Here is a 22218-nt window from a genome sequence, read left to right on the forward strand (position 1 = left end):
TAAGTCCCCGCGGTGTCTGATGCCACCGGTCATGGCGGGGGTGGCGGCGCGGCATGTGGCAGTCCTATGATCGGCGGCGGCGGCAGGAGGGCGGGCTCGGGCTCGCTGAAATCCTCGGCGCGTTCAGCCACGCGCTCGACCTCACCGAGGGCCAGCCGGCCGGGCACTGCATGCGGGCGTGCTGGATCGGCTACCACGTCGGGCGCGAACTCGGCATGCCGGCGGCGGAACTCGGCGAGCTCTATTATGCGATCCTGCTGAAGGATCTCGGCTGCAGCAGCAATGCGGCGCGCATCTGCAGCCTCTATCTCGTCGACGATCTCGCCTTCAAGCGCGACTTCAAGCAGATCGACGGCAGCCTGCCGGCGGCGCTGCGCTTCGTGCTCGGCCACACGGGCCTCAAATCCGGCCTCGCCGAGCGCTTCCGCGCCATCATCCACATCCTGCAGAACGGCGGCGAGATCGCGCGCGAACTGATCGAGACGCGCTGCGAGCGCGGCGCGGCGATCGCGCGCAAGATGCGCTTCTCGGAAGCCGTCGCCATCGGCATCCGCGACCTCGACGAGCACTGGAACGGCGGCGGCAAGCCGTCGGGCCTCGCGGGTGCGGCGATCCACCCCTATGCCCGCGTCGCCCTGCTCGCCCAGGTCGCCGACGTGTTCTTCACCAGCGCCGGCCCGGACGCGGCGCTGCGCGAGATCAAGGGCCGGCGCGGCGACTGGTTCGATCCCGCCGTCGTCGATGCCTTCGCGCGCGCCGCCCGGCGGGACGGCTTCTGGCCGGCCGGCGACGCGGCCGCGCTCGAGGCACAGCTCTTCAGCCTGCCGCCGGCGCACGAGGTGCAGTCGGTCGACGACGATTATCTCGACGAGATCGCCACCGCCTTTTCCGAGGTGATCGACGCGAAGAGCCCGTTCACCGCCGGGCACAGCCGCCGGGTGGCGCTGTTTTCCGACATGATCGCGGAAGAGCTCGGCCTTGCCGACGACCACCGCCGCTGGCTGCGCCGCGCGGCGCTGCTGCACGACATCGGCAAGCTCGGCGTCAGCAACGCGATCCTCGACAAGCCCGGCAAGCCGGACGAGGAGGAATGGACGGCGCTGCGCAGCCACGCCGCCCTGACCGAAACCATCCTTTTGCGCATTGCCGCCTTCGGCGACATGGCGGCCGTCGCCGCCGCCCATCACGAGCGGCTCGACGGCCGCGGCTATCCGCGCGGCCTCGCCGGAGCCGCGATCGCCCTCGAAAGCCGCATCCTGATGGCCGCCGACATCTTCGACGCCCTCACCGCCGAACGCCCCTACCGCGGCCCGCTGCCGATCTCGAAGGCGCTCGCCATCATGCGCGCCGACCTCGGCATCGCCATCGACCCGGTCTGCTTCGCCGCGCTGGAGGCCGGCCTCGCCCGGCTGGACGCCGCGGCGGCGTGAGTAGACAAAATCCGATCATTATCGACAAAAATTATCCTAGAATGAATTTGTCGCCATTTTTCTTTTGCAAGAATAGAGCCAGCTCCTTAGTCCTCACTTCACTAATATACAAACCATTGTTTATTGAGAGAATTAACTCTCTCGTATTATCGCAGATAAAGACATTTTCATTTATATAATCAATATATTTTATATAGTTTTTTGTATTCTGAAATTGATGGTACTTTTCTGCGCATCCTGTTAAGTTTCCAATATTTGTATCCCACATTGGAAAAACTTCTGGACAGATAAAGTGTAAATACTTTGAAGATGGGATGCCGAGGCCGTTGAATCCTCTAAATATTATATCGATGATTGATTTCAATTGTGGTACTGATTTATTTTCTATCTCATCTAGATTGCAAAGACGTATTGTTGAATTTATGAACTCAGATGAAATATCGTTGAAACCAATACCTCCCTGATTTCGCCCCATCCACAAGTAAACAAACGATTTTACAACACGTATTTCGTTTCTTATATCATCGAAATTTCCAGATTTCGTCTTCGCCATAGCTGACAATACAATAGGATAACTATATATATACGCTTGATTCTTGTTGTCTAACTCGATTGTCGAGCCCGGTTTTCGGCTTATGGAAATGGCGCTCAAGTTCCCCTCCCTCAACCGACGCTGGCGGCAAGTCAAATCATAGAACCCTCTATTCCATTGACACCATCCGCCCTTGGGCCTATCTCAACCACGCCGTAGCACTCGCCAAGGCGGAGTGCTAACAGGCCAACGAGTTTACCCTTCGTGCCGCGCGTTCAGCGCAGGCGCGTCCGAGAGGAGCCACCCCATGAATTTCCGTCCGCTGCACGATCGCGTGGTCGTCCGTCGCCTCGAGTCCGAAGAGCGCACGGCCGGCGGCATCATCATCCCCGATACGGCGAAGGAAAAGCCGCAGCAGGGTGAGATCATCGCCGTCGGCCCGGGTGCCCGCGATGAAAGCGGCAAGGTCGTGGCGCTCGACGTCAAGGCCGGCGACAAGGTTCTGTTCGGCAAGTGGTCGGGCACCGAAGTCAAGATCGATGGTCAGGACGTCCTGATCATGAAGGAAAGCGACATCATGGGTATCGTCGGCTGACGACCTGCCCTGCTTGCCTTTCCTGATTCAATCAACTCAAGGACACTACGACCATGGCAGCCAAGGAAGTTAAGTTCGGCGGCGACGCCCGCGATCGGATGCTGCGCGGCGTCGACATTCTCGCCAACGCGGTGAAGGTCACGCTCGGCCCGAAGGGCCGCAACGTCGTCATCGACAAGTCGTTCGGTGCCCCGCGCATCACCAAGGACGGCGTGACGGTCGCAAAAGAGATCGAGCTCGAGGACAAGTTCGAGAACATGGGCGCCCAGATGGTGCGCGAAGTGGCCTCGAAGACCAACGACATCGCCGGTGACGGCACGACCACGGCGACCGTGCTCGCCCAGTCGATCGTCAAGGAAGGTGCCAAGGCGGTTGCCGCCGGCATGAACCCGATGGACGTCAAGCGCGGCATCGATCTCGCCGTCGCCGAGGCCATCAAGGACCTGATCGCCCGCTCGAAGAAGATCTCGACCTCCGACGAAGTCGCGCAGGTCGGCACGATCTCGGCGAACGGCGAGAAGTCGATCGGCGAGATGATCGCCCAGGCGATGCAGAAGGTCGGCAACGAGGGTGTCATCACCGTCGAGGAAGCCAAGACCGCCGAGACCGAGCTCGACGTCGTCGAGGGCATGCAGTTCGACCGCGGCTACCTGTCGCCGTACTTCGTGACCAACGCCGAGAAGATGGTCGCGGATCTCGAAGACCCGTACATCCTGATCCACGAGAAGAAGCTCTCGAACCTGCAGGCGCTGCTGCCGGTGCTCGAAGCCGTCGTGCAGTCGTCGCGTCCGCTGGTGATCGTCGCCGAAGACGTCGAGGGCGAGGCTCTCGCCACGCTCGTCGTGAACAAGCTGCGCGGCGGCCTCAAGGTCGCAGCCGTCAAGGCGCCGGGCTTCGGTGATCGCCGCAAGGCGATGCTCGAGGACATCGCGATCCTGACCGGCGGCCAGGTGATCTCGGAAGACCTCGGCATCAAGCTCGAGAGCGTCACGCTCGCGATGCTCGGCCGCGCCAAGAAGATCTCGATCTCCAAGGAGAACACGACGATCGTCGACGGCGTCGGCGCCAAGGCCGACATCGAGGCCCGCGTCGCGCAGATCAAGGCGCAGATCGAGGAGACCACCTCGGACTACGACCGTGAGAAGCTGCAGGAGCGTCTCGCCAAGCTCGCAGGCGGCGTCGCCGTCATCCGCGTCGGCGGTGCGACCGAGGTCGAGGTCAAGGAGCGCAAGGATCGCGTCGACGACGCCCTGAACGCCACCCGCGCCGCGGTCGAGGAAGGCATCGTCCCGGGCGGCGGCACCGCCCTGCTCCGCGCCAAGAAGGCGGTCGAGAAGATCACCTCCGACAATCCGGACATCCAGGCCGGCATCAAGATCGTGCTCCGCGCGCTCGAGGCGCCGATCCGTCAGATCGCCGAGAACTCCGGCGTCGAAGGCTCGATCGTGGTCGGCAAGGTGCTCGACTCCGCCGACACCATGGGCTTCGACGCCCAGAACGAGACCTACGTCGACATGATCGTCGCCGGCATCATCGACCCGACCAAGGTCGTGCGCACGGCGCTGCAGGACGCGGCCTCGATCGCCGGCCTGCTGGTCACCACCGAAGCGATGGTCGCCGAGATCCCGAAGCGCGACGGCCCGTCGATGCCGGGCGGCGGCGGCATGGGCGGCATGGGCGGCATGGACTTCTGATCCGACAGGATCGGAAGGACCTCGTTCCATCCGGACGACATCGCGAAGGGCGCGGCGCAAGCCGCGCCCTTTGTGCGTCAAGGCGTGGTGACAACCGGCTTCGGGTCGCTTTCGCCGGGAAATCGGCGACGATCCTGCTCACGGGCGCGTGATTGTTCGCAAGGCGACGACAATAAGTCTCTGACGGCGTGGCTATCGCAGGTGCGAAGAGACACGTAGACAGGGGCCATACGACGCGGACGTCTGATGTCTGCGGTCCTACCGGAGACATCGTGATGAGCCAGCCGACCCGCTACTACATCCCCGCCCTCGCCTCGGTCTATGCCGGGCTGACCCCGCTCGCCGAGGCGCTGCTGCGCGTCGTCGTCGGCGGCTTCCTGGTGCCGCACGGCGCGCAGAAGCTGTTCGGCGCCTTCGGCGGCTACGGCCTCGCCGGCACCGGCGGCTTCATGGAAAGCCTCGGCTTCACGCCGGGCGTGCTGTTCGCCTTCCTCGTCGGCTTCGTCGAGTTCTTCGGCGGCATCGCCATCGCGATCGGCTTCCTGACCCGCCCGTTCGCCCTCGCCGCGACCGGCGTGCTGTTCGTCGCCGCGGTGTCGGTGCACCTCGCCAACGGCTTCTTCAACCAGGCCGGTGGCTGGGAGTTCGCCGGGCTCTGGACGATCGCCGCGCTCTACTTCGCGGTTCGCGGCGGCGGCCGCTACTCGGTCGATGCCAAGCTCGGCCGCGAGTTCTGAGCGACATCTTCGCCCGGCCGACCCCGTGCCGGTCCGGCTGACGACAAAAAAGGGGCGCGACCCGAGCCGGTCGCGCCCCTTCTTGCTGTCCCCGTCCGAAGAGCGCCGGTACCGCGAACCCCCGCTGCGGAATCGGCCGGACGACCTGTCCTAGCGCACGCGCTTGCGGGCGGCGGCGATCAGGTCGCCCATGATCGGCTGCACATCGGCCATCGTCATGCCGTGCCGCACACGCGGATCATAGAGCATGCTGACGATGGCGCGGTCGAAGGCGGTGATGCGGGTAAACGGGCTGCGGTCGTTGAACATCGAGTGGACGAGGCTCGAATGATCGTTGAGCGGCCCGAGCCCCTGCAGGATCTCCTCGACCATGCAGCGGCGGAACAGCGCCTCACCGTCGTCGGAGACGATGAACACGGTGGTGCGGGTGATCGAGCTGCGGTCGAAGTCCATCGCGGCGAGGCACTGGCCCGGCACGGCTCGGCCGTGGCCGCCCCAGACGTCGGCGCGCACCTGCTTGACGTAGTTCTTGCGGTCGACGATCACGACCCGGAAATTCGCGGCTTCGCCGGGAGCGGCGAGGCGCGCATCGACGCCGGCGACGAGCTTCGGCAGCGTGCGGATGAAGCCGGTGACGGCGGCATGGCGACCGATCGAGGAGTGATCCTCGACCGAGAAGCGGACCGGGCCGGCGAACTTCTTCACGACCTTGCCGCGCCAGTTGCCCCCGCCATGCTCGAGACCGAACACGGTGCGCGCGAAGCCGGCGGCGAGTTCCGCATCGGCGATGCTCTTGAGGCCGCCGGCGGCGGCGACGGGGACGGTGGCCACCATCACGCCGAGGGCGAGCAGGCCGGCGATGCGGACACGACGTAGGACCGAACAAGCGTGCGCCATCGCGCCCCGGACAAGCGACATTCCCGTCTCCAACAATGTTGCGATCCGGTTCTTGTCCAAGGGGATGCCCGCCGGCTCGGGCAGTCCCGGCGTGCCTGGAATCTGGCGCGCCCTAAACTGTGATCATCGATCACACGGTCGTGAGCATCGCTGAAATTAACGGTCCGGTCAACATTGCGTGAGCGGCGATCCGGGAATTTCTGCCTGCGGCGTTCGGGACGTCCAGAACCGCTTGTTAACCGTCCCCGGCTAGGCTGTCCGTCGGATTTGGGTCGGGGACTGACAAGACATGACGAGCCGGCGGGCATTCAGGATCGAGGCTCTTCTCAACGGTGGAGCCCAGCAAGCGGCAACGACCGGCGACTCTGATCGCTCCGGTCAGATCCTGAAGGAGATCAGCGAGTTACGGCGCATGATCCAGCCGACTCAGGAGGTGAGCCAGGCCGTTCTCGACGACTATCGCCGGCAATTCGCCGAAGCGATGAAGCTGAAGGACGAGCTGGACGAGATCCAGCAGGCGATCCTGCAGACCAAGCGCGAGATCGCGACGCTGCACGTCAACAACTTCGAGGGACGCGAGATGACGCGCGTCACCGACGAGCTCGACGCGGTGGTGAACGGCACCGAAGCGGCGACCGAAGCGATCCTCGCCGCTGCCGAGCACATCGACGACGCCGCCAACACGCTCGCCGCGCGCACCAAGGGCCAGGACAACGCCCTCGCCGCCGATATCCAGGAGCGCGTCGTCACGATCTTCGAGGCGTGCAACTTCCAGGACCTCACCGGCCAGCGCATCACCAAGGTCGTCAATGCGCTGCGCTTCATCGAGGATCGCGTCAGCCGGATGATCGAGATCTGGGGCGGCATGGAGAGCTTCGCCAGCGTCGAGGCCGAAACCCGCGCCAAGGCCGAGGGCGACGCCGCCCTGCTCAACGGCCCCTCCCTCGTCACCGACGACGACATTGCCAGCCAGGACGACATCGACGCGCTGTTCGCCTGAGCGACACCGCCGAAGCATCGCCCCTGGCGCTTCGAAGCAGAACCCTCACGCCGGTCGCGTCACCCCCGCGACAGGCGTGAAATCTTGCGCTATCTTGCGCGGATTGCTGTTTCGAAGTTGTTCGGCCGCCGGGGTGCGACATGCGCAAGTTTTTTGCTGCCGTCGTTGTCTTGCTTGCATTTTCGATGACTTTGTCGCCCGCCTCGGCCCTCGAGGTCTGGCAGGGCGACGTGGTGGTGACGAGCGTCACGCCGGCCTGCGCAAATAGCGCCAGTCCGCGCAAGTCGATCGCGGTCGGTTCGATCCTGCGCAGCGTGCTGCGGCCGAAGCTGGTGTCGAACAACGGCAACGACACCCGCATCAGTTTCTTTCACGACCTCCAGGCGGTCTACGCGACCATCCTCGCCGGCGGCGCCATGCCCGACGGCACGATGACGACTTACGGCGTCTCGCACGAAGGCAAGCTGATCGCCAACATCGGCAGCACTTACACCAGCTATGTCCAGACGCCGGCGACCATCACCTCGGCGGCGACCTTCGTGACGCTGACGATCCGGCTGCAGAACTTCCTGTTCATTCCGGGCTGCCGGGCCGGGCTCCGCGGCGTCTACAGCAAGCGGGTCGGGTAGCCGCCGGCCGGCCCGGTAACGCCAGTTCGAATTCGAGGGACCTCAAGCCGATGCGCACGTTGCTTCTCGCCCTCGTCCTCGCCGCGACCATCCAGCCGGCGCGGGCGGAATCGCTCTGGGTCGGCACGGCCTTCGTCACCGAGGCGACCAGCGTCTGCGGTTCGGCCGCCACGGTCGGCGATTTCGGCCGGCTGATCTATCGCCCCGCCGGCACCGCCCTCGGCAACGACGCCGACAGCACGCTCGCCTACGTCACCTCCCGCGCCAGCGTGACGATGTTCGTGCCCAACAATACCTTCCGGGCGAACATCAACTACTCGGGCCAGGCGATCAGTTCGCAGGTGACCGTCACGACGCGGACCGGCGGCATCCTGGGCTGGACGCTGAGCCCGGCGGTGCTGGCGACCTCGACAACGCGCGCGTCACTCACCGCCCGCCTTGCAAACTTCTTCGCCGTCTCGGGCTGCACGGTGAGCCTGCAGGCCAACCTCGTGCAAATCCCGTGAGCGGAGCTTGCCGTGGCTCGGCTCCGTTGCGCGCGACGCGCTGGACCGGGCGGCGTCGTCCGACCATGGCCGCCGCCGCACGGTGCGAATCCGGCTTGCAAAGCCAGGATGCCGCTTGCTAGAACAAATAACGAACATTTTTCGCGACGGATCCCATGACCCTTCCCGATGGCCTCTCGATCGGACCCGACGGTGCCGCCCGCTGCTGGTGGCACGGCGAGAAGGACGACTATCGGCGCTATCACGACGAGGAGTGGGGGCGGCCGGTCGGCGATGACACAAAGCTGTTCGAAAAGCTCTGCCTCGAAGGATTCCAGTCCGGGCTCTCCTGGCTGACGATCCTGCGCAAGCGCGAGAATTTCCGGCGCGGCTTTGCGGAGTTCGACATCGACCGCGTCGCGGCCTTCGGCGACGCCGATGTCGAGCGGCTGCTCGGCGATGCCGGTATCGTCCGCCACCGCGCCAAGATCCTGTCGGTGATCAACAACGCCCGCCGCGCCCGCGACCTCATCGACGAGACCGGGTCGCTCGCCGCCTTCGTCTGGCGCCACGAGCCCGACCCGGCGACGCGGCCGCCGGTGATGACGCTCGGCGCCGCCCGGGGACTGACGAAGACGCCGGAGTCGATAGCGCTGTCGAAGGCGCTGCTGAAGCGGGGCTGGAGTTTCGTCGGCCCGACCACTGTCTATGCGTTCATGCAATCGATGGGCGTCGTCAACGACCACCTCGAAGGCTGCTGCTGCCGCGCGCCTGTTGAAAAACTGCGCGCGGACTTCGTGCGGCCGCGGTAGGCGTTGCCGCCTCAGCCGATGCGTTTTGCAAGCGCGTCGTAGAGCCGGTTCTCCGCCTCGAACACGTAGTCGACCGCCGAGACCGCGACGGTGCGGGCGCCCTCCTCGATCAGCCACGACGAGAGGTCGTGGATTGCCTTCACCGGGCAGAGCAGCACGAGGCGGTCGTTCTCGGGCGGCAGCGGCAGCGTCGCGCCGAAGCGGTTGCCGGCGATGGCGGCGAAACGGTCGGCGCCGCCGATCGCCGCCTCGACGCGGCGGACCGCGCGGGCGCGAGCATCGGCCGCGATGCGCGTCAGCATGATGCGCGCGGCCTTGCGGGCGGTCGGCGACCAGTCGGCGCCGGTCGCGGCGACGAGGCAGGCCTCGGAGCGCATGATCGTCGCGTCGTCGACGACCTTCAGGCCGTTGTCGGCGAGGGTCCGGCCGGTCGAGGTGATGTCGACGATGAGTTCGGCGGTGCCCGCGGCCGGCGCGCCCTCGGTGGCACCGGGGCTCTCGACGATCAGGTAGTCGGAGATGCCGTGGCCGGTGAGGAAGCGGCGCGTCAGCGAGACGTATTTGGTCGCGACCCGCATCGGCCGGTGGTGCTTCAGGCGGAAGCGCGCCGCGACGTCGGCGAGGTCCGCCATCGAGACGACGTCGAGCCACGCCTGCGGCACCGCCGCGACGACGTTGGCGTGGCCGAAGCCGAGCTTGGTGACGAGGTGCGCCGGGGCGGGCGCGTCGGCGTCGAGGCTGGTGCCGGGATGGATCTCGTCCTGCGCGGCGCCGAGCGTCTCGTGCAGCAGGTCGAGGCCGGTGACGGCGAGGTGGACGTTGCCGGCGCCGACTTCGCGCGCAATTTCGGAGGCCGAGCGGAACTGGACCTCGGCGCCGGCGACGCCGGCGATGGTGCCGAAGTAGTCGCGGCTGCCGCGCGCCTGGCGGACCTGCAGGCCGGAGCGCTCGAAGAAGGCGAGCGTCTGCTCCTGCAGGCGGCCCTTCGAAGGAACGGCGACGATCAGCGGTGCGGTGCTGGGCGATGTGGTCACGATGTCGCCTCCCCGGCGAGGGCGGCGAGCCGTTCGGTCCAGACCGCAAAGCCGACGGCCCGGGTTCCGGGGGCCGCGCCGAAGCTCGGCATCAGCCCGTCGTAGCGGCCGCCGCCGCAGACCTGGCCGAGCGCCGGGGCGCGGCGGTCGGCGATGTCGAAGACGAAGCCGTCGTAGTAGCCGAGCCGGCGGCCGAAGCGGGCGGAGAACACGACGTCGTCGATCGCGACGCCGGCATCGCGCAGCGCCGCGGTGCGGGCCGAGAACAGGTCGAGCGCGGTGGCAAACGCCCCTGCCCCGCCGGGAATGCGCGGCAGCAGCGCGGCGAGCCGGTCCTCGGCGCGTCGCAGCGGCGCCTCGATGGCGAGGAAGTCGGCGATCAGGGCGGCGTGCTCGGCCGGCATCACGTCCTCGGCGGCGAGGCTCGCCTGCTCCAGCACGCGCTCGGCGATCTCGGAGGTGGAGCGGCCGCCCACCGTCTGGATGCCGGCGATCGAGAGGATGTCGGCGAAGAGCTCGCCGACCTTTTCCGGCGGAAAGGCGGCGAGGGCGCCGATGACTTCCGCGTGCGGCGCGAACTGGGCGAAGCTCGCCCGCGGCGCCGTCATCCGCGCGACCGTCTCGTTGACCTTGGCCGGATCGCCGAACTGCGTCATCAGCCGGCGTTTCCAGGCCGGCGGCACGGCGAGCGCGCCGAGCAGGCGGGCGAACAGGCCGACGTCGCCGGCGAGGATCGCCGGCGCCGCCAGCCCCGAGCCACGGGCGATGCCCAGCGCGAGGCCGAGCACTTCGGCGTCGGTGGCGGCGATGTCGTGGCGGCCGATCACCTCGCCGCCCATCTGCCAGACTTCGTCGCCCTCGCCCGGGCGGCCATTGCGAAAAATCTTGCCGGAATAGGAGAAGCGGCCGCCGTCGCGTGACGCCGCGTCGCCGAGCACCTGACGGCAGACGGGGATTGTGAACTCCGGCCGCAGGCAGCGCTCGGTGCCGCGGCCGTCGACCACGACGAGAATGCGGCGGCGGAATTCCTCGCCCGAAATCCGGACGAAGTCCTCCATCGGCAGCAGCACCGGCACTTCCACCGGCTGGAAGCCGGCGGCGGCAAAGGCGGCCCCGGCGCGGGCGATGGCGGCGTCGAGCGCCTCGCGGCTCATCGGGTCACTCCGTCCGCCCGCCGGCCGCGCCGAGCATGCGCTTGACCTCGGCGACGAGGTCGGCGCGCTTCACGGTCACCTGCGCCGGGCGGCTGGCGCGCCAGATCTCGTTGTCGCTGATGTCCTTCGACATTTCCTTGCCGAGGGCGAGGTCTTTCAGCTGCACCTCGTGCGCCTCGCGCTCGTTGGAGCCCTCGATCACGACGATCGGGGCGCCGCGGCGGTCGGCGTATTTCATCTGCGGCTTCATGCCGGAGGAGCCGAGGTACATCTCGGCGCGGATACCGGCCTTGCGGAGTTCCGCGACCATCGTCTGGTAGGAGGCGATCGCCGAGCGGTCCATCACCAGCACCACCACGGGGCCGCGCGCGTCCGCCGACGAGAGCTTGCCGAGCGCCTTCAGCGCGGCGGTGAGGCGCGAGACGCCGATGGAGAAGCCCGTCGCCGGCACGTTCTCCTTCAGGAACCGCCCGACCAGCCCGTCATAGCGCCCGCCGCCGCCGACCGAGCCGAAACGGACCGGCTGGCCGTCGTCGTTCTTGGTCTCGAACAGGAGTTCGGCCTCGTAGACCGGGCCGGTATAATATTCGAGGCCGCGGACGACCGAGGTGTCGATGCGGATGCGGTCGTCGCGATAGCCGGCAGCCCGGATCAGCGCGCCGATCTCGACGAGTTCGGCGACGCCTTCCTGGCCGCGCGGCGAGGCGGCGAGCACGCCCGAAAGGCTCTCCAGCCCCTTGCCGTCCAGCACGGCGAGCAGCAGTTCGATCTGGCCGGCATCGAGGCCGCAGCCCTTGGTGAAGTCGCCGGACTCGTCGCGCCGGCCGGGGCCGAGCAGCAGCGCGACGCCCTCGAGCCCGAACTTGTCGAACTTGTCGAGGGCGCGCATGGCGTTGAGGCGAACGGCGGCCTGCTCCGGTGCGGCGAGGCCCGCCGCCTCCATGGCGCCGTCCAGCACCTTGCGGTTGTTCACCCGCACCACATACTGGCCGCGTGGAATGCCGAGCGCTTCCAGCGTGTCGGCCATCATCATGCACATCTCGGCGTCGGCCGCGACGGAGGCGGCGCCCACCGTGTCGGCGTCGAACTGCATGAACTGACGGAAGCGGCCGGGGCCGGGCTTCTCGTTGCGGAACACCCAGCCGGCGCGGTAGCTGCGATAGGGCTTCGGCAGGCGCTCGTGGTTCTCGGCGAATAAGCGGGCGAGCGGCGCGGTGAGGTCGTAGCGCAGCGACAGCCACTGCTCGTCGTCGTCCTGGAACGAGAACACGCCCTCGTTCGGCCGGTCCTGGTCGGGCAGGAATTTTCCCAGCGCATCGGTGAACTCGACGAGCGGCGTTTCCACCGGCTCGAAGCCGTAGCGCTCGTAGGTCTCGCGGATCACCCGCATCATCGCCTCGGACGCGCGGATCTCGTCCGGCGTGCGATCGACGAACCCGCGCGGCAACCGCGCCTCGGTGATACCAGCGGACATGAATTTCGGCCTTGAAGACAACGGGACAACGGCCGGGCACGGCCGCTTTTCGGTGCCGTTTCCTAGCGGAACGGGGGGGCGAGGGCAAGGATGGCGGATGGGCGGCGGGCGGCGTCTCCCGGCCGAGGCCGACGCCCGGGCCGCGGCCGGTGTCAGGCGGTGTCCGGCGTGAGGCTCAGGAACGCAGGCGGCACCGCATCGACGAGCCAGACGCCGTTGTCGCTGCGGAAAAAGACATGCCCCGCCACCCGCATGCCGGCGGCGTCGACGGCGAGCACGACCGGTCTGCCCCGCCGCGCGCCGACCTTCACGGCCGTCTCGATGTCGCCGCTGAGATGCACGTGGTGGCGCTGCATCCGGCGAAGGCCGTCGGCGAGGATCGCCGGCAGTGCGGCCGGCACGGTGCCGTGAAAGAGCCGTGCAGGCGGCTCGGCCTCGGCGAAGGCGATCGCCACATCGGCCGTGGAATGGCCCTGGTTGGCGCGGATGCGCGTGCCGTCCGACGAGATTGCATAGCGCCCCTTGCCGTCGGCGGCGACGAGGGCGACGAGATCCTCGGCCGTCAGCGAATGACCCGCCTGCCCGAGGGCTCGCAAGAGTTCCGTCACGGCGGTCCAGCCCTCCGCGTCGAGTACGAGCCCCGCGGACGCCGGATCATGACGCAGCACCAGCGCCATGAAGCGGCTCGCCCGGGTCAAATCGGATTGTTTGGCGACCATTCCGCTCCCCGTCGTGCCACTGCTGTCCAATTCAGTTCGCGTCGACCTTGGGCAAGTAATCGAAGTCCTTGTCAAGACTGCGATAGCTCCTGAGGGTCGGGGCCTGCGGTCTGCCGGCGCCCCGGCTTTTTCTCTCGCCCTTCGAGACAGGCGCTTCGCGCCTTCCTCAGGATGAGGGAAAAGGGTAACCGCCTGCAGCAAAAACAGAGAAATCGCTGAGGCCTCATCCTGAGGAGGCCCGCAGGGCCGTCTCGAAGGACGAGGCCGGGTGCGCCGGGCCCCGCCGTTGGCTGGAGCGAACAACTCTACCATCAGCCCACCCCGACCACCCCGGGGCACGTCGGCAACGTCACATCCAGCGAGGGCCATTAACCCTCTCCGTGGACGCTTCGTTTACCACGCCCGGCGATCGCGGCAATTGGAGGCTTAACGGGCGGATTCGATTCACCATTCGGTCGCGGGTCGGCGCCTAGCATCGCGGGCATCGGGCGCGTTTCGCGCGCCGTCGCCGCCTCGCACTCCGGGGTCCCGTCAACGACTGTCGCGTCTCGAGTCTGTCGATGAAACACATGGTTCTCGCCACCACGCTGGCGCTGGCGGTTCTCGCCGGTCCGGCGTCCGCCCAGAACAGCCGCTATGCCTCGCCGCCGCCGATCGTGCTCAGCCCCGACCTCACCGAGCCGTGGGTGATGCAGCTGCGCCCCGGCACGCAGCCGATCTACCGTGCGCCGCCGCCGAAGGCGACGACCGCCACGATGCGCCTGCCCGACCCGAGCCGCCAGCTCGAGACGATGCCGGTGCAGCCGCCCGGGCAGACGGCGAAGCGCGCCGATCCGCGCGGCCAGATCGATCCGCGCTTCCTGCCCACCGTGGTCGACTACAGCGGCCCGCATGGGCCGGGCACGATCATCATCGACACGGAAGCCCGCCACCTGTTCCTCGTCGAGCGCGACGGCCGCGCCCGGCGCTACGGCGTCGGCGTCGGCCGGCCGGGCTTCCAGTGGGCCGGCACGCACCGCGTCACCCGCAAGGCGGAATGGCCGTCGTGGCGGCCGCCGGCGGAAATGCGCAAGCGCCAGCCCTACCTGCCGGTGTTCATGGAAGGCGGGCCGCGCAATCCGCTCGGCGCCCGCGCGCTCTACCTCGGCTCGACGCTCTACCGCATCCACGGCACGTCGGAGCCGTGGACGATCGGCCACGCCGTGTCGTCCGGCTGCATCCGCATGCGCAACGAGGACGTCACCGACCTCTACGAACGCGTGCCGGTCGGGGCGCGGGTCGTCGTGGTGCGCTGAGCGGGCGAAGTCTGCAAAGCAAAAGGCCGTCTCCTGCGGGAGACGGCCTTTTTGTTTGGCGCTCTGTGGTGTTGGTGGACCGCTTTTCTCTGGTGCACCCTGGGTTCAGCCGGAGCGGTCGACCCCGCGCCCCGTCAGAGCTGGCTCATGAAGCTCTGGTAGGCGTCCATGGTGCACTGGCGCGGGTCGCTGGCACGGGCGCAGTTGTTGCGGATGCGGCGCCAGTCCTTTTCGCTCGCGGTGAGGTCGCGCACCGCACCGGCCGGCGCGCGCGCGAGGGCCGCCGCGAACGAGCGGGCGAAGCGGGCATCGAGGTCCGAGAGTTCGGCGTCGGCGCAGATCAGGCGCTCGACATCGCCGCGTGCCTTGTCACAGTCGAAGCTCGGGCCGGCGGCCACGGCGCCGCCGGCGCTGTGCACCACGAGGCCCCCGAAGAGACAACTCACCAGAAGGAGCTTCAACGCCCTGCCGCCCATCGCACCCCGTCCTGCTTCGTTCCGGCGCTGCCGTCCGGAGCCCCAACCAACGCATCCGCCATCCGGTTCCGAAAGCATCGTCCGGTCTCCGGTCGGCCTGTCGTCCAGAGGATGTTCCTTCGGAAAGACGAGCCGGTGAAAGCATTTCCACGATCGGCGATCTTCGAACCGATCAGTTGACCTTATGTCGCCCGTCACTGCGTCCGCGTTAAGGCGGGACACCGAGAAGTGATGGCCGAACCCCGCAAACGCCGGAGAAACCCGGCGTCCTCGGCGACGCGCCTTGCGGCCGGGTCGCCGCCCGCCGTGCCGGCAGGCCGATAGAACAACGAAAATCGATGACGCTGCAAATATTTGACGAAAACGGCCTGAACCACGCGATCAAAACACAGATCAAGAATAGCCGACGCGGCGCGCGCTGAAAAGCCGCCAGCAATGCAATTGCGGATGACGTCCCGGCTTACGCCCCGCGCGGCGCGCCTAGCTCGGCCGGCCGCGGGCCGCCATAGGCCCAGTCGAGCAGTTCGACGGTATGGACGATCGGCACCGTCGTTCCCGAGCGGATCTGCGTGATGCAGCCGATGTTGCCGGTGGCGATCACGTCGGGTGCGGTGCGCTCGATGTTGGCGACCTTGCGATCGCGCAGCTGCCGGGCAATCGCCGGCTGCATGATGTTGTAGGTGCCGGCGGAGCCGCAGCAGAGGTGGCCCTCGGGCACGTCGCGCACCTCGAAGCCGGCGGCGGCGAGCAGGCGCTTCGGCTCCGTGCGGATCTTCTGGCCGTGCTGCATCGAGCAGGCGGAGTGGTAGGCGACGATCATCGGCGCCGCATCCCGGGCCGGCGCGACGGGCGGCAGGGCTTCCGTGGTGAGGAACTCGGTCACGTCCTTTGCGAGCGCTGCGACCCGTGCGGCCTTCTCGGCATAGGCCGGGTCGAGCTTCAGCATGGTGCCGTAGTCCTTGATCGTGGTGCCGCAGCCGGAGGCGGTGATCAGGATGGCGTCGAGGCCCTCGCCGTCGATCTCGGCGATCCAGGTGTCGATGTTGCGGCGGGCGGCGGCGAGCGCGTCGTCCTCGCGGCCCATGTGGTGCACCAACGCGCCGCAGCAGCCCTCCCCCTTCGGCAGCACCACCTCGACGCCGAAGCGGCCGAGCAGGCGGATCGCCGCGTCGTTGATCTCCGGGCGCAGCACCGGCTGAGCGCAGCCGGTCAGCATGGCGACGCGGCGGCGGCGCGGGCCGGCGGGGGCGATGCGGTCACCCGGGCGATGGCGCGAGGCGGGCGCGGCTTTCGCCGGCGACAGCGCCAGCATCGCGCCGAGGCGGGCGCCGTCGCGGCCGAGCCGGGCGAGCAGCGGCGCCAGTGGCTTGCCGAACAGCGCCGCGGCGAGCGCCAGCCGCATCCGCCCCGGATAGGGCAGCACGGCGGCGAGCACGGCGCGGAAGGCGCGCTCGGGCAGCGGGCGCCGGTAGGTCGCCTCGATGTGGACGCGGGCGTGGTCGACGAGGTGCATGTAGTCGACGCCGGACGGGCAGGTCGTCATGCAGGAGAGGCAGGAGAGGCAGCGGTCGACGTGGCGCACCGTCACCTCGTCGGCGGCGCGGCCGGCCTCCAGCATGTCCTTGATCAGGTAGATGCGGCCGCGCGGGCTGTCGAGTTCGTCGCCGAGCAGCACGAAGGTCGGGCAGGTCGCCGTGCAGAAACCGCAGTGGACGCAGGTGCGCAGGATCTTTTCGGAACTCGCGACATGCGGATCGGCGAGCTGGGCGAGGCTGAAATTGGTCTGCATGGTCGTCAGGCCTCCGGCGCCGGATGGGCCGGGACGAGGCGGCCGGGGTTGAGGATGCCGAGCGGGTCGAACTGCGCCTTGAGGCGGGCGGCGAGCGCCGCGAGCGCCGGCGGCTGCGGCTCGAACACCGGGATGCGCAACCTCGCATCGGCCGAGGCACGCACCAGCGTGGCGTGGCCGCCGCCGGCGGTGGCGACGGCTGCACGGAGGACGGTTGCGCCGAGATCCGGCGCCGCGGCTTCGGGAACCGCCACCCAGACGAGGCCGCCGCCCCAGTCTAGGAAGCTCGCGGCGCCGAGCGCGTCCGCTGCCGCGGTAATCGCCGGTCCGGCGCTGGGCGCGACCGAGACGCGCCAGACGGCGGCGTCGCTGCCGACGAAGGGTACGACGTCACGGATGCCGCGCCAGAGCGCGGTGCTCGGCTCCGCGTCCAGCTTCTCGGCATGGCCGAAGGCGCGGAGGTTTGCAGTCAACCGGTCGAAGCGGTCGTGCACCGAGGGCGCGATGCCGTCGAGGCGGATCAGCGTCGCGGCGCCGGGAAGGCCGAGCGTCTTCGCCAGGGCCGCCGGCAGGTGCGCGGCGCCGGAGACATCGACCGGCGCGCCCAGCGCCGCCGACATCGCCGCGACGGCGCGCCCGGCATCGAGGCCGGCGAGCAGCAGCGTCGCCTCGGTCGCGGCCGCCGGCAGCACCTTGAGGCTGAGTTCGGTGAAGACGGCGAGCGTGCCGTAGGCGCCGGTGAGGCCCTTGGAGAGGTCGTAGCCGGTGACGTTCTTGACGACGCGCCCGCCCGACTTGAACGCCTCGCCGCGCCCCGAGACAGCGTGGACGCCGAGCACATGGTCGCGTGCGGCCCCGGCCTTGATCCGGCGCGGGCCGGAAAGGCCGGTGGAGACGATGCCGCCGATGCTGCCCTCCCCCGCCGGCCGGCCGAGCAGCGGGCCGAAGTCCGGCGGCTCGAAGGCGAAGGCCTGGCCTTCATTGGCGAGCAGCGCTTCCAGTTCCGCCATGCCGGCGCCGGGCTGCACGGTCAGCACGAGTTCGTCCGGCTCGTAGAGCACGATGTCGTTCAGCGCGGCTGTGTCGAGAACGGCGTCGGCCGTCACGGGGCGACCGAGCCCGCGCTTGCTGGCGCCGGACACGACTTCCAGCGTCGTGCCGGCGGCGACCGCGCCGGCGACGGCGGCGAGCACCTCCGCCGCGCTTCTCGTCTCGATCCGCTCCGTCATCGCGCCATCCGTCGTTTTTCCAGCTTTCAGGTGCCGCCGCTCAGAACCGCGGGATGTCCGCGAACGGCAGCCGGCCGGCGTGGACGTGCATCCGGCCGAGTTCGGCGCAGCGGCGCAGTTGCGGGAAGACCTTGCCGGGGTTGAGCAGATGATCGGCGTCGAAGGCGCATTTCACCCGCATCTGGTGGTCGAGGTCGGCCTCGCTGAACATCACCGGCATCAGGTCGCGCTTCTCGATGCCGACGCCGTGCTCGCCGGTGAGCACGCCGCCGACCTTGACGCAGAGCCGCAGGATATCGGCGCCAAACGACTCGGCGCGGTCGAGTTCGCCGGGGATGTTGGCGTCGTAGAGGATCAGCGGGTGCAGGTTGCCGTCGCCGGCGTGGAAGACGTTGGCGACGCGCAGGCCGTAGCGCGCCGACATCTCCTGCATCCCGGTCAGCACCTCGGGCAGCTTTTTCCGCGGAATGGTGCCGTCCATGCAGAGGTAGTCGGGCGAGATGCGGCCCGCCGCCGGGAACGCCGCCTTGCGGCCGGCCCAGAAGGCGAGGCGTTCCTCGGGCGTCACAGAGATGCGGATCGTGGTGGCGCCGTTCTCCCGGACGATCGCCTCGACCTCGCCGATCAGGTGGTCGACCTCGACCTCCGGCCCGTCGAGCTCGACGATCAGCAGCGCCTCGGCGTCGCGCGGATAGCCGACGGCGACGAAATCCTCGGCGGCATTGATCGCCGGCCGGTCCATCATCTCCATGCCGCCGGGGATGATGCCGGCGGCGATCACCGCGGCGACGGCGCGGCCGGCGTCTTCGGAGCTGGAAAAGCCGACCAGCAGCGCCCGCGCGGTTTCCGGCGCGCGCAGGATGCGCACGGTGACTTCGGTGACGACGCCGAGCAGGCCCTCCGAGCCGATGACGAGGCCGAGCAGGTCATAGCCCTCGGGGTCGAGGTGGCGGCCGCCGAGGCGGACGACCTCGCCGGTGATCAGCACCAGCTCGACGCCGAGCACGTTGTTGGCGGTGAGGCCGTATTTCAGGCAGTGCACCCCGCCGGAGTTCTCCGCGACGTTGCCGCCGATCGAGCAGGCGATCTGCGACGACGGGTCCGGGGCGTAGTAGAAGCCGCGGTGCTCGACGGCGCGGGTGATGGCGAGGTTGGTGACGCCGGGCTGCACCACGGCGACACGGTCCTCGAAATCGACGTCGAGGATGCGGTTGAAGCGCATCATCGACATCAGCACGCCGTCCTCGAGCGGCAGCGCGCCGCCTGACAGCGAGGTGCCGGCGCCGCGCGGCACCAGCTTGACGCCTTCACGGTGACAATAGGCGAGGACGGCCGCGACCTCCGCCGTGGTGCGAGGCAGCACGACGACGAGCGGCGGCTGGCGATAGGCGGTGAGCCCGTCGCTCTCGTAGGGCTTCAGGCCGACGGAGCTCTCCACCACGCCCTCGGCGCCGACGATGCGGGTGAGCGCGGCGACAATCTCGCCGCGACGGCCGAGCACGGCCGCGTCGGGGACGGGCATCATGAGACCGGACACGCGGCGCTCCCTCGTCGTGGAATTCTTGGTCCGCCCGGCGGCGCCGGTCGCGACGATTCGTCAAATCACGCCGGCGCCTCCGGTGCAATATTGAGGAGAGCACCGATGGTTGCACTAAGGTCGCAAGTGTTGCACGCAAATGCGGATGGCATTGCGGAATCCACTCGGGCAACAGGAGGGGACCGTCCGGCTGCACCGGCCGGGGCACTGGACGAAAGCCGGCAAAGCCTTATGTCTCGGCCCTGACGGGATCGAGTGCCTCTTGAGCCTGCGGGACCCACCGTGATGTCGGATATTGCCGATCTGGAAATCTTCGCCCGTGTCGTGACCGCCGGCAGCATGTCGGCGGCGGGCCGCGAAATGTCGCTCTCCCCGGCCGTGGTCTCCAAACGGATTCGCCGGCTGGAAGACCGCCTCGGCACCCGGCTCTTGCAACGCACGACCCGCCAGATCGCGCTCACCGAGGCCGGCCAGGGCTTCTACGAGCGCATCGTCGCGGTGCTCGCCTCGATCGAGGATGCGGAAGCCTTCGTGTCGCGCCGCTCGGCGCAGGCGCGCGGTACGCTGAAGGTCTCGGCGCCGACCTCGTTCGGCCGCCTGCACATCGCGCCCTATCTCGGCACCTTCCTCGAGAAGAACCCCGATCTCGCGGTCAACCTGCTGCTCTCGGACGATTTCGTCGACGTGGTCGGCGACGGCTTCGACCTTGCGATCCGCATTGCCGAACTGCAGGATTCCAGCCTCGTCGTCCGCCGGCTCGCGCCGGCGCACCGGGTGCTGTGCGCGGCGCCCGGCTACATCGAGCAGCATGGCATGCCGCTCGACGTCGACGAACTCGCCCACCATGTCTGCCTCGCCGCGAGCCACCAGGACCCCTGGCGCCTCGAGGGGCCGCACGGGCCGGTCGCGGTGCGGGCGAGCGGGCCGGTGCAGACGAATTCCAGCGAGGTCGTGCGCGAACTGACCCTCGCCGGTGTCGGTATCGCGCTGCGCTCGACCTGGGACATCGGCCCCGATCTTTCGGCGGGCCGGCTGCAGGTGGTGCTGCCGCAGTACCGCGCCTCGCGGCACGTCGGCGTCTATGCGGTCTACCCGAGCCGGCGCTTCCTGCCGGCCAAGGTACGCGTCTTCATCGACTATCTCGCCAGCCTCTACGGCCCCTCGCCCTACTGGGACCACGGGCTCGACGAGGTGCTGACGGTGCGCAACGCCGCCGAGTGAGGCCGGGCCTTGCGCGCCTTGCGCAGGGTCGCGCCGTATGGGAAGGGGACGTGAACGGGGGCCAATCGCCCCCGGCCCCATCTCACGATCCCATCCGAAGACGCAGTTGCCATGGCCCATTCCGATTTCCGCACGCCGCGACTCTTCGTCGAGGTCCCGATCGTGCCGGGCACGGCGATCGCACTCGCCCGGGACGCCTCGAACTATCTCCTCAACGTGCTCAGGCTCGAAGACGGCGCCGCCGTGCTCGCCTTCAACGGGCGTGACGGCGAGGCGCGCTGCAAGCTCACCCTGCTCGGCCGCAAGGCGGCGGCGCTGGTGCCGGAGGCGTTCATCCGGCCGCAGCCGCCGGCGCCCGACCTGCTCTACCTGTTCGCCCCGCTGAAGCACGCCCGGCTCGACTACATGGTGCAGAAGGCGGTGGAGATGGGCGTCGGCCGGCTCAGGCCGGTGATGACGCGGCACACCCAGGCGAGCCGGGTCAACCTCGAGCGGATGCGCGCCAACGTGGTCGAGGCGGCCGAGCAATGCGGCGTGCTGCACGTGCCGTCCGTCGACGCGGACACGACGCTCTCCCGGCTGCTCGACAGTTGGGAGACCGCCGAGCCCGGACGGCGGCTGCTGTTCTGCGACGAGGGCGAGGACACCACCAACCCGGTGCCGGCGCTCACCAGCCTCGGGCCAGGCCCGCTCGCGGTGCTGATCGGCCCGGAAGGCGGTTTTGCCGACGACGAGCGCGCGCGGCTGCGCGGCCTCGCCTTCGTGACGCCGATCCCGCTCGGCCCCCGCATCCTGCGCGCCGACACCGCCGCGGTCGCGGCGCTCGCGGTGGTGCAGGCGACGATCGGGGACTGGCGCTGAGACAAGGCGCCGCGGAACAGGCGCGAGGGGCTATACTCCCCGCGGCATGAACCGGAAGGACCGACCATGAAGCGCATCGCTCTCCTCGCCGCCGCGGGAGGCCTCGCGGCCTGCCTGCTGCCCGGCGCGGCCCTCGCGGCGGCGGATGTCCGCGTCGCCGTCGCCGACTTCGTCTACCTCGACACCTCCGGCGAACCGCGTGACCAAGCCGCCGAGCATCTCGTCCGGCTCGACCTCTTCCGCGAGCGCATCGAATCGGATCTCGGCGAGACCGGGCGCTTTTCGGTGGTGCAGCTTTCCTGCGGCAGCGAGGCGTGCAGCGCCGAGACGGTGGCGCCGGACGTGCTGGCGGCCGCGGCGTCGGCGGCCGGCGCCGACTATCTCGTCTTCGGCGGCATCCACAAGATGAGCTCGCTGATCCAGAACGGCCAGGTCGACGTGCTGGCGCTCGGCGACGGCAAGATCGTGATGAGCCGCAAGATCAGCTTCCGCGGCGACACCGACGAGGCCTTCGACCGCGCCGGCGCGTTCATCGCGCGGGAAATGAACGACCTGCCCGAACTGACGCAGTAAGCCCCGGCGGCGGGCAGCGGGAATGTGATCGTTTCTCCCGATTGA

Annotated in this window: 22 protein-coding genes; 12 read left to right on the forward strand and 10 right to left on the reverse strand. The window is 68.6% G+C overall.

Annotated features, from left to right (window positions below; all coding sequences use genetic code 11):
- Positions 1-53 precede the first annotated feature (53 nt).
- Complete coding sequence (locus I5731_RS10230) at positions 54-1430, forward strand: HD-GYP domain-containing protein (RefSeq protein ID WP_197311288.1); 1377 nt, start codon at positions 54-56, stop codon at positions 1428-1430.
- Between the two features lie 31 nt (positions 1431-1461).
- On the opposite strand, the gene I5731_RS10235 is transcribed toward I5731_RS10230, so the two are convergent.
- Entirely contained in the window at positions 1462-2082 is a 621-nt protein-coding gene (locus I5731_RS10235) for a hypothetical protein (protein WP_197311289.1), read from the reverse strand.
- Positions 2083-2269: 187 nt separating this feature from the next.
- Between I5731_RS10235 and groES the strand changes: the two genes are divergently transcribed.
- From groES to I5731_RS10250, 3 genes are all read left to right on the forward strand, one after another.
- Complete coding sequence (gene groES, locus I5731_RS10240) at positions 2270-2557, forward strand: co-chaperone GroES (RefSeq protein WP_197311290.1); 288 nt, start codon at positions 2270-2272, stop codon at positions 2555-2557.
- Between the two features lie 53 nt (positions 2558-2610).
- Positions 2611-4251 carry a chaperonin GroEL gene (gene groL / locus I5731_RS10245; protein ID WP_197311291.1) on the forward strand — a complete coding sequence of 547 codons (1641 nt, stop codon included), beginning with the start codon at positions 2611-2613 and terminating at the stop codon, positions 4249-4251.
- A gap of 275 nt (positions 4252-4526) precedes the next feature.
- On the forward strand, positions 4527-4988 hold the full coding sequence (locus I5731_RS10250) for a DoxX family protein (RefSeq protein WP_197311292.1): 462 nt from the start codon (positions 4527-4529) through the stop codon (positions 4986-4988).
- A gap of 150 nt (positions 4989-5138) precedes the next feature.
- Here I5731_RS10250 and I5731_RS10255 read toward each other — a convergent pair whose 3' ends face one another.
- Entirely contained in the window at positions 5139-5906 is a 768-nt protein-coding gene (locus tag I5731_RS10255) for a DUF2927 domain-containing protein (RefSeq protein WP_197311293.1), read from the reverse strand.
- Between the two features lie 391 nt (positions 5907-6297).
- Here I5731_RS10255 and I5731_RS10260 point away from each other — a divergent pair, with 391 nt between their 5' ends.
- The 4 genes from I5731_RS10260 to I5731_RS10275 all read left to right on the forward strand — a co-directional run bounded on the left by I5731_RS10260 (position 6298) and on the right by I5731_RS10275 (position 8811).
- Positions 6298-6885, forward strand: a complete 588-nt coding sequence (locus I5731_RS10260) for a protein phosphatase CheZ (RefSeq protein ID WP_235981701.1) — start codon at positions 6298-6300, stop codon at positions 6883-6885.
- 185 nt (positions 6886-7070) lie between these two features.
- Positions 7071-7514: a hypothetical protein gene (locus tag I5731_RS10265; protein WP_197311295.1), complete on the forward strand. Its 444-nt coding sequence runs from the start codon at positions 7071-7073 to the stop codon at positions 7512-7514.
- Between the two features lie 50 nt (positions 7515-7564).
- Complete coding sequence (locus I5731_RS10270; RefSeq protein WP_197311296.1) at positions 7565-8020, forward strand: hypothetical protein; 456 nt, start codon at positions 7565-7567, stop codon at positions 8018-8020.
- Between the two features lie 155 nt (positions 8021-8175).
- Positions 8176-8811 (forward strand): DNA-3-methyladenine glycosylase I, encoded by a 636-nt coding sequence (locus I5731_RS10275; protein ID WP_197311297.1) that lies wholly within the window; start codon positions 8176-8178, stop codon positions 8809-8811.
- Positions 8812-8822: 11 nt separating this feature from the next.
- Here I5731_RS10275 and hisG read toward each other — a convergent pair whose 3' ends face one another.
- From hisG to I5731_RS10295, 4 genes are all read right to left on the reverse strand, one after another.
- Entirely contained in the window at positions 8823-9845 is a 1023-nt protein-coding gene (hisG, locus tag I5731_RS10280; protein WP_197311298.1) for an ATP phosphoribosyltransferase, read from the reverse strand.
- On the reverse strand, positions 9842-10999 hold the full coding sequence (locus I5731_RS10285) for an ATP phosphoribosyltransferase regulatory subunit (RefSeq protein WP_197311299.1): 1158 nt from the start codon (positions 10997-10999) through the stop codon (positions 9842-9844). The genes hisG and I5731_RS10285 overlap by 4 nt, the downstream gene beginning before the upstream one ends.
- A gap of 4 nt (positions 11000-11003) precedes the next feature.
- Positions 11004-12473, reverse strand: coding sequence for a histidine--tRNA ligase (gene hisS / locus I5731_RS10290; protein ID WP_197311300.1), 1470 nt, complete (start codon positions 12471-12473; stop codon positions 11004-11006).
- Between the two features lie 152 nt (positions 12474-12625).
- The gene (locus I5731_RS10295; RefSeq protein ID WP_197311301.1) at positions 12626-13192 is read right to left on the reverse strand and encodes an RNA 2'-phosphotransferase; all 567 of its coding nucleotides are present in this window, start codon (positions 13190-13192) and stop codon (positions 12626-12628) included.
- 554 nt (positions 13193-13746) lie between these two features.
- Here I5731_RS10295 and I5731_RS10300 point away from each other — a divergent pair.
- Positions 13747-14487, forward strand: coding sequence for a L,D-transpeptidase (locus tag I5731_RS10300; RefSeq protein ID WP_407941839.1), 741 nt, complete (start codon positions 13747-13749; stop codon positions 14485-14487).
- A 134-nt stretch (positions 14488-14621) separates the two neighbouring features.
- Here the strand turns inward: I5731_RS10300 and I5731_RS10305 are convergent, their stop codons facing one another.
- From I5731_RS10305 to I5731_RS10320, 4 genes are all read right to left on the reverse strand, one after another.
- Positions 14622-14963 (reverse strand): lysozyme inhibitor LprI family protein, encoded by a 342-nt coding sequence (locus I5731_RS10305; protein WP_197311303.1) that lies wholly within the window; start codon positions 14961-14963, stop codon positions 14622-14624.
- A 460-nt stretch (positions 14964-15423) separates the two neighbouring features.
- The gene (gene glcF, locus I5731_RS10310) at positions 15424-16752 is read right to left on the reverse strand and encodes a glycolate oxidase subunit GlcF (RefSeq protein WP_197311304.1); all 1329 of its coding nucleotides are present in this window, start codon (positions 16750-16752) and stop codon (positions 15424-15426) included.
- 5 nt (positions 16753-16757) lie between these two features.
- Positions 16758-17981: a glycolate oxidase subunit GlcE gene (gene glcE / locus I5731_RS10315; RefSeq protein ID WP_197311305.1), complete on the reverse strand. Its 1224-nt coding sequence runs from the start codon at positions 17979-17981 to the stop codon at positions 16758-16760.
- 40 nt (positions 17982-18021) lie between these two features.
- Positions 18022-19518: an FAD-linked oxidase C-terminal domain-containing protein gene (locus I5731_RS10320; protein ID WP_197311306.1), complete on the reverse strand. Its 1497-nt coding sequence runs from the start codon at positions 19516-19518 to the stop codon at positions 18022-18024.
- 282 nt (positions 19519-19800) lie between these two features.
- On the opposite strand from I5731_RS10320, the gene I5731_RS10325 reads away from it, so the two are divergent.
- The 3 genes from I5731_RS10325 to I5731_RS10335 all read left to right on the forward strand — a co-directional run bounded on the left by I5731_RS10325 (position 19801) and on the right by I5731_RS10335 (position 22173).
- Positions 19801-20739: a LysR family transcriptional regulator gene (locus I5731_RS10325; RefSeq protein WP_197311307.1), complete on the forward strand. Its 939-nt coding sequence runs from the start codon at positions 19801-19803 to the stop codon at positions 20737-20739.
- A gap of 111 nt (positions 20740-20850) precedes the next feature.
- Positions 20851-21600: a 16S rRNA (uracil(1498)-N(3))-methyltransferase gene (locus tag I5731_RS10330; protein ID WP_197311308.1), complete on the forward strand. Its 750-nt coding sequence runs from the start codon at positions 20851-20853 to the stop codon at positions 21598-21600.
- A 66-nt stretch (positions 21601-21666) separates the two neighbouring features.
- The gene (locus I5731_RS10335) at positions 21667-22173 is read left to right on the forward strand and encodes a DUF2380 domain-containing protein (RefSeq protein ID WP_197311309.1); all 507 of its coding nucleotides are present in this window, start codon (positions 21667-21669) and stop codon (positions 22171-22173) included.
- Positions 22174-22218: the final 45 nt, after the last annotated feature.

It is taken from the genome of Methylobrevis albus, from assembly GCF_015904235.1.
Taxonomy (GTDB): Bacteria; Pseudomonadota; Alphaproteobacteria; order Rhizobiales; family Pleomorphomonadaceae; genus Methylobrevis_A; species Methylobrevis_A albus.

Bases quoted from the DNA above. Each gene is read 5' to 3' on its own strand.
- I5731_RS10230 (WP_197311288.1), top strand. From the start codon at position 54: ATGTGGCAGTCCTATGATCGGCGGCGGCGGCAGGAGGGCGGGCTCGGG.
- groES (WP_197311290.1), top strand. From the start codon at position 2,270: ATGAATTTCCGTCCGCTGCACGATCGCGTGGTCGTCCGTCGCCTCGAG.
- groL (WP_197311291.1), top strand. From the start codon at position 2,611: ATGGCAGCCAAGGAAGTTAAGTTCGGCGGCGACGCCCGCGATCGGATG.
- I5731_RS10250 (WP_197311292.1), top strand. From the start codon at position 4,527: ATGAGCCAGCCGACCCGCTACTACATCCCCGCCCTCGCCTCGGTCTAT.
- I5731_RS10255 (WP_197311293.1), bottom strand. From the start codon at position 5,906: ATGTCGCTTGTCCGGGGCGCGATGGCGCACGCTTGTTCGGTCCTACGT.
- I5731_RS10260 (WP_235981701.1), top strand. From the start codon at position 6,298: ATGATCCAGCCGACTCAGGAGGTGAGCCAGGCCGTTCTCGACGACTAT.
- I5731_RS10265 (WP_197311295.1), top strand. From the start codon at position 7,071: ATGACTTTGTCGCCCGCCTCGGCCCTCGAGGTCTGGCAGGGCGACGTG.
- I5731_RS10270 (WP_197311296.1), top strand. From the start codon at position 7,565: ATGCGCACGTTGCTTCTCGCCCTCGTCCTCGCCGCGACCATCCAGCCG.
- I5731_RS10275 (WP_197311297.1), top strand. From the start codon at position 8,176: ATGACCCTTCCCGATGGCCTCTCGATCGGACCCGACGGTGCCGCCCGC.
- I5731_RS10285 (WP_197311299.1), bottom strand. From the start codon at position 10,999: ATGAGCCGCGAGGCGCTCGACGCCGCCATCGCCCGCGCCGGGGCCGCC.
- hisS (WP_197311300.1), bottom strand. From the start codon at position 12,473: ATGTCCGCTGGTATCACCGAGGCGCGGTTGCCGCGCGGGTTCGTCGAT.
- I5731_RS10295 (WP_197311301.1), bottom strand. From the start codon at position 13,192: ATGGTCGCCAAACAATCCGATTTGACCCGGGCGAGCCGCTTCATGGCG.
- I5731_RS10305 (WP_197311303.1), bottom strand. From the start codon at position 14,963: ATGGGCGGCAGGGCGTTGAAGCTCCTTCTGGTGAGTTGTCTCTTCGGG.
- glcF (WP_197311304.1), bottom strand. From the start codon at position 16,752: ATGCAGACCAATTTCAGCCTCGCCCAGCTCGCCGATCCGCATGTCGCG.
- glcE (WP_197311305.1), bottom strand. From the start codon at position 17,981: ATGACGGAGCGGATCGAGACGAGAAGCGCGGCGGAGGTGCTCGCCGCC.
- I5731_RS10330 (WP_197311308.1), top strand. From the start codon at position 20,851: ATGGCCCATTCCGATTTCCGCACGCCGCGACTCTTCGTCGAGGTCCCG.
- I5731_RS10335 (WP_197311309.1), top strand. From the start codon at position 21,667: ATGAAGCGCATCGCTCTCCTCGCCGCCGCGGGAGGCCTCGCGGCCTGC.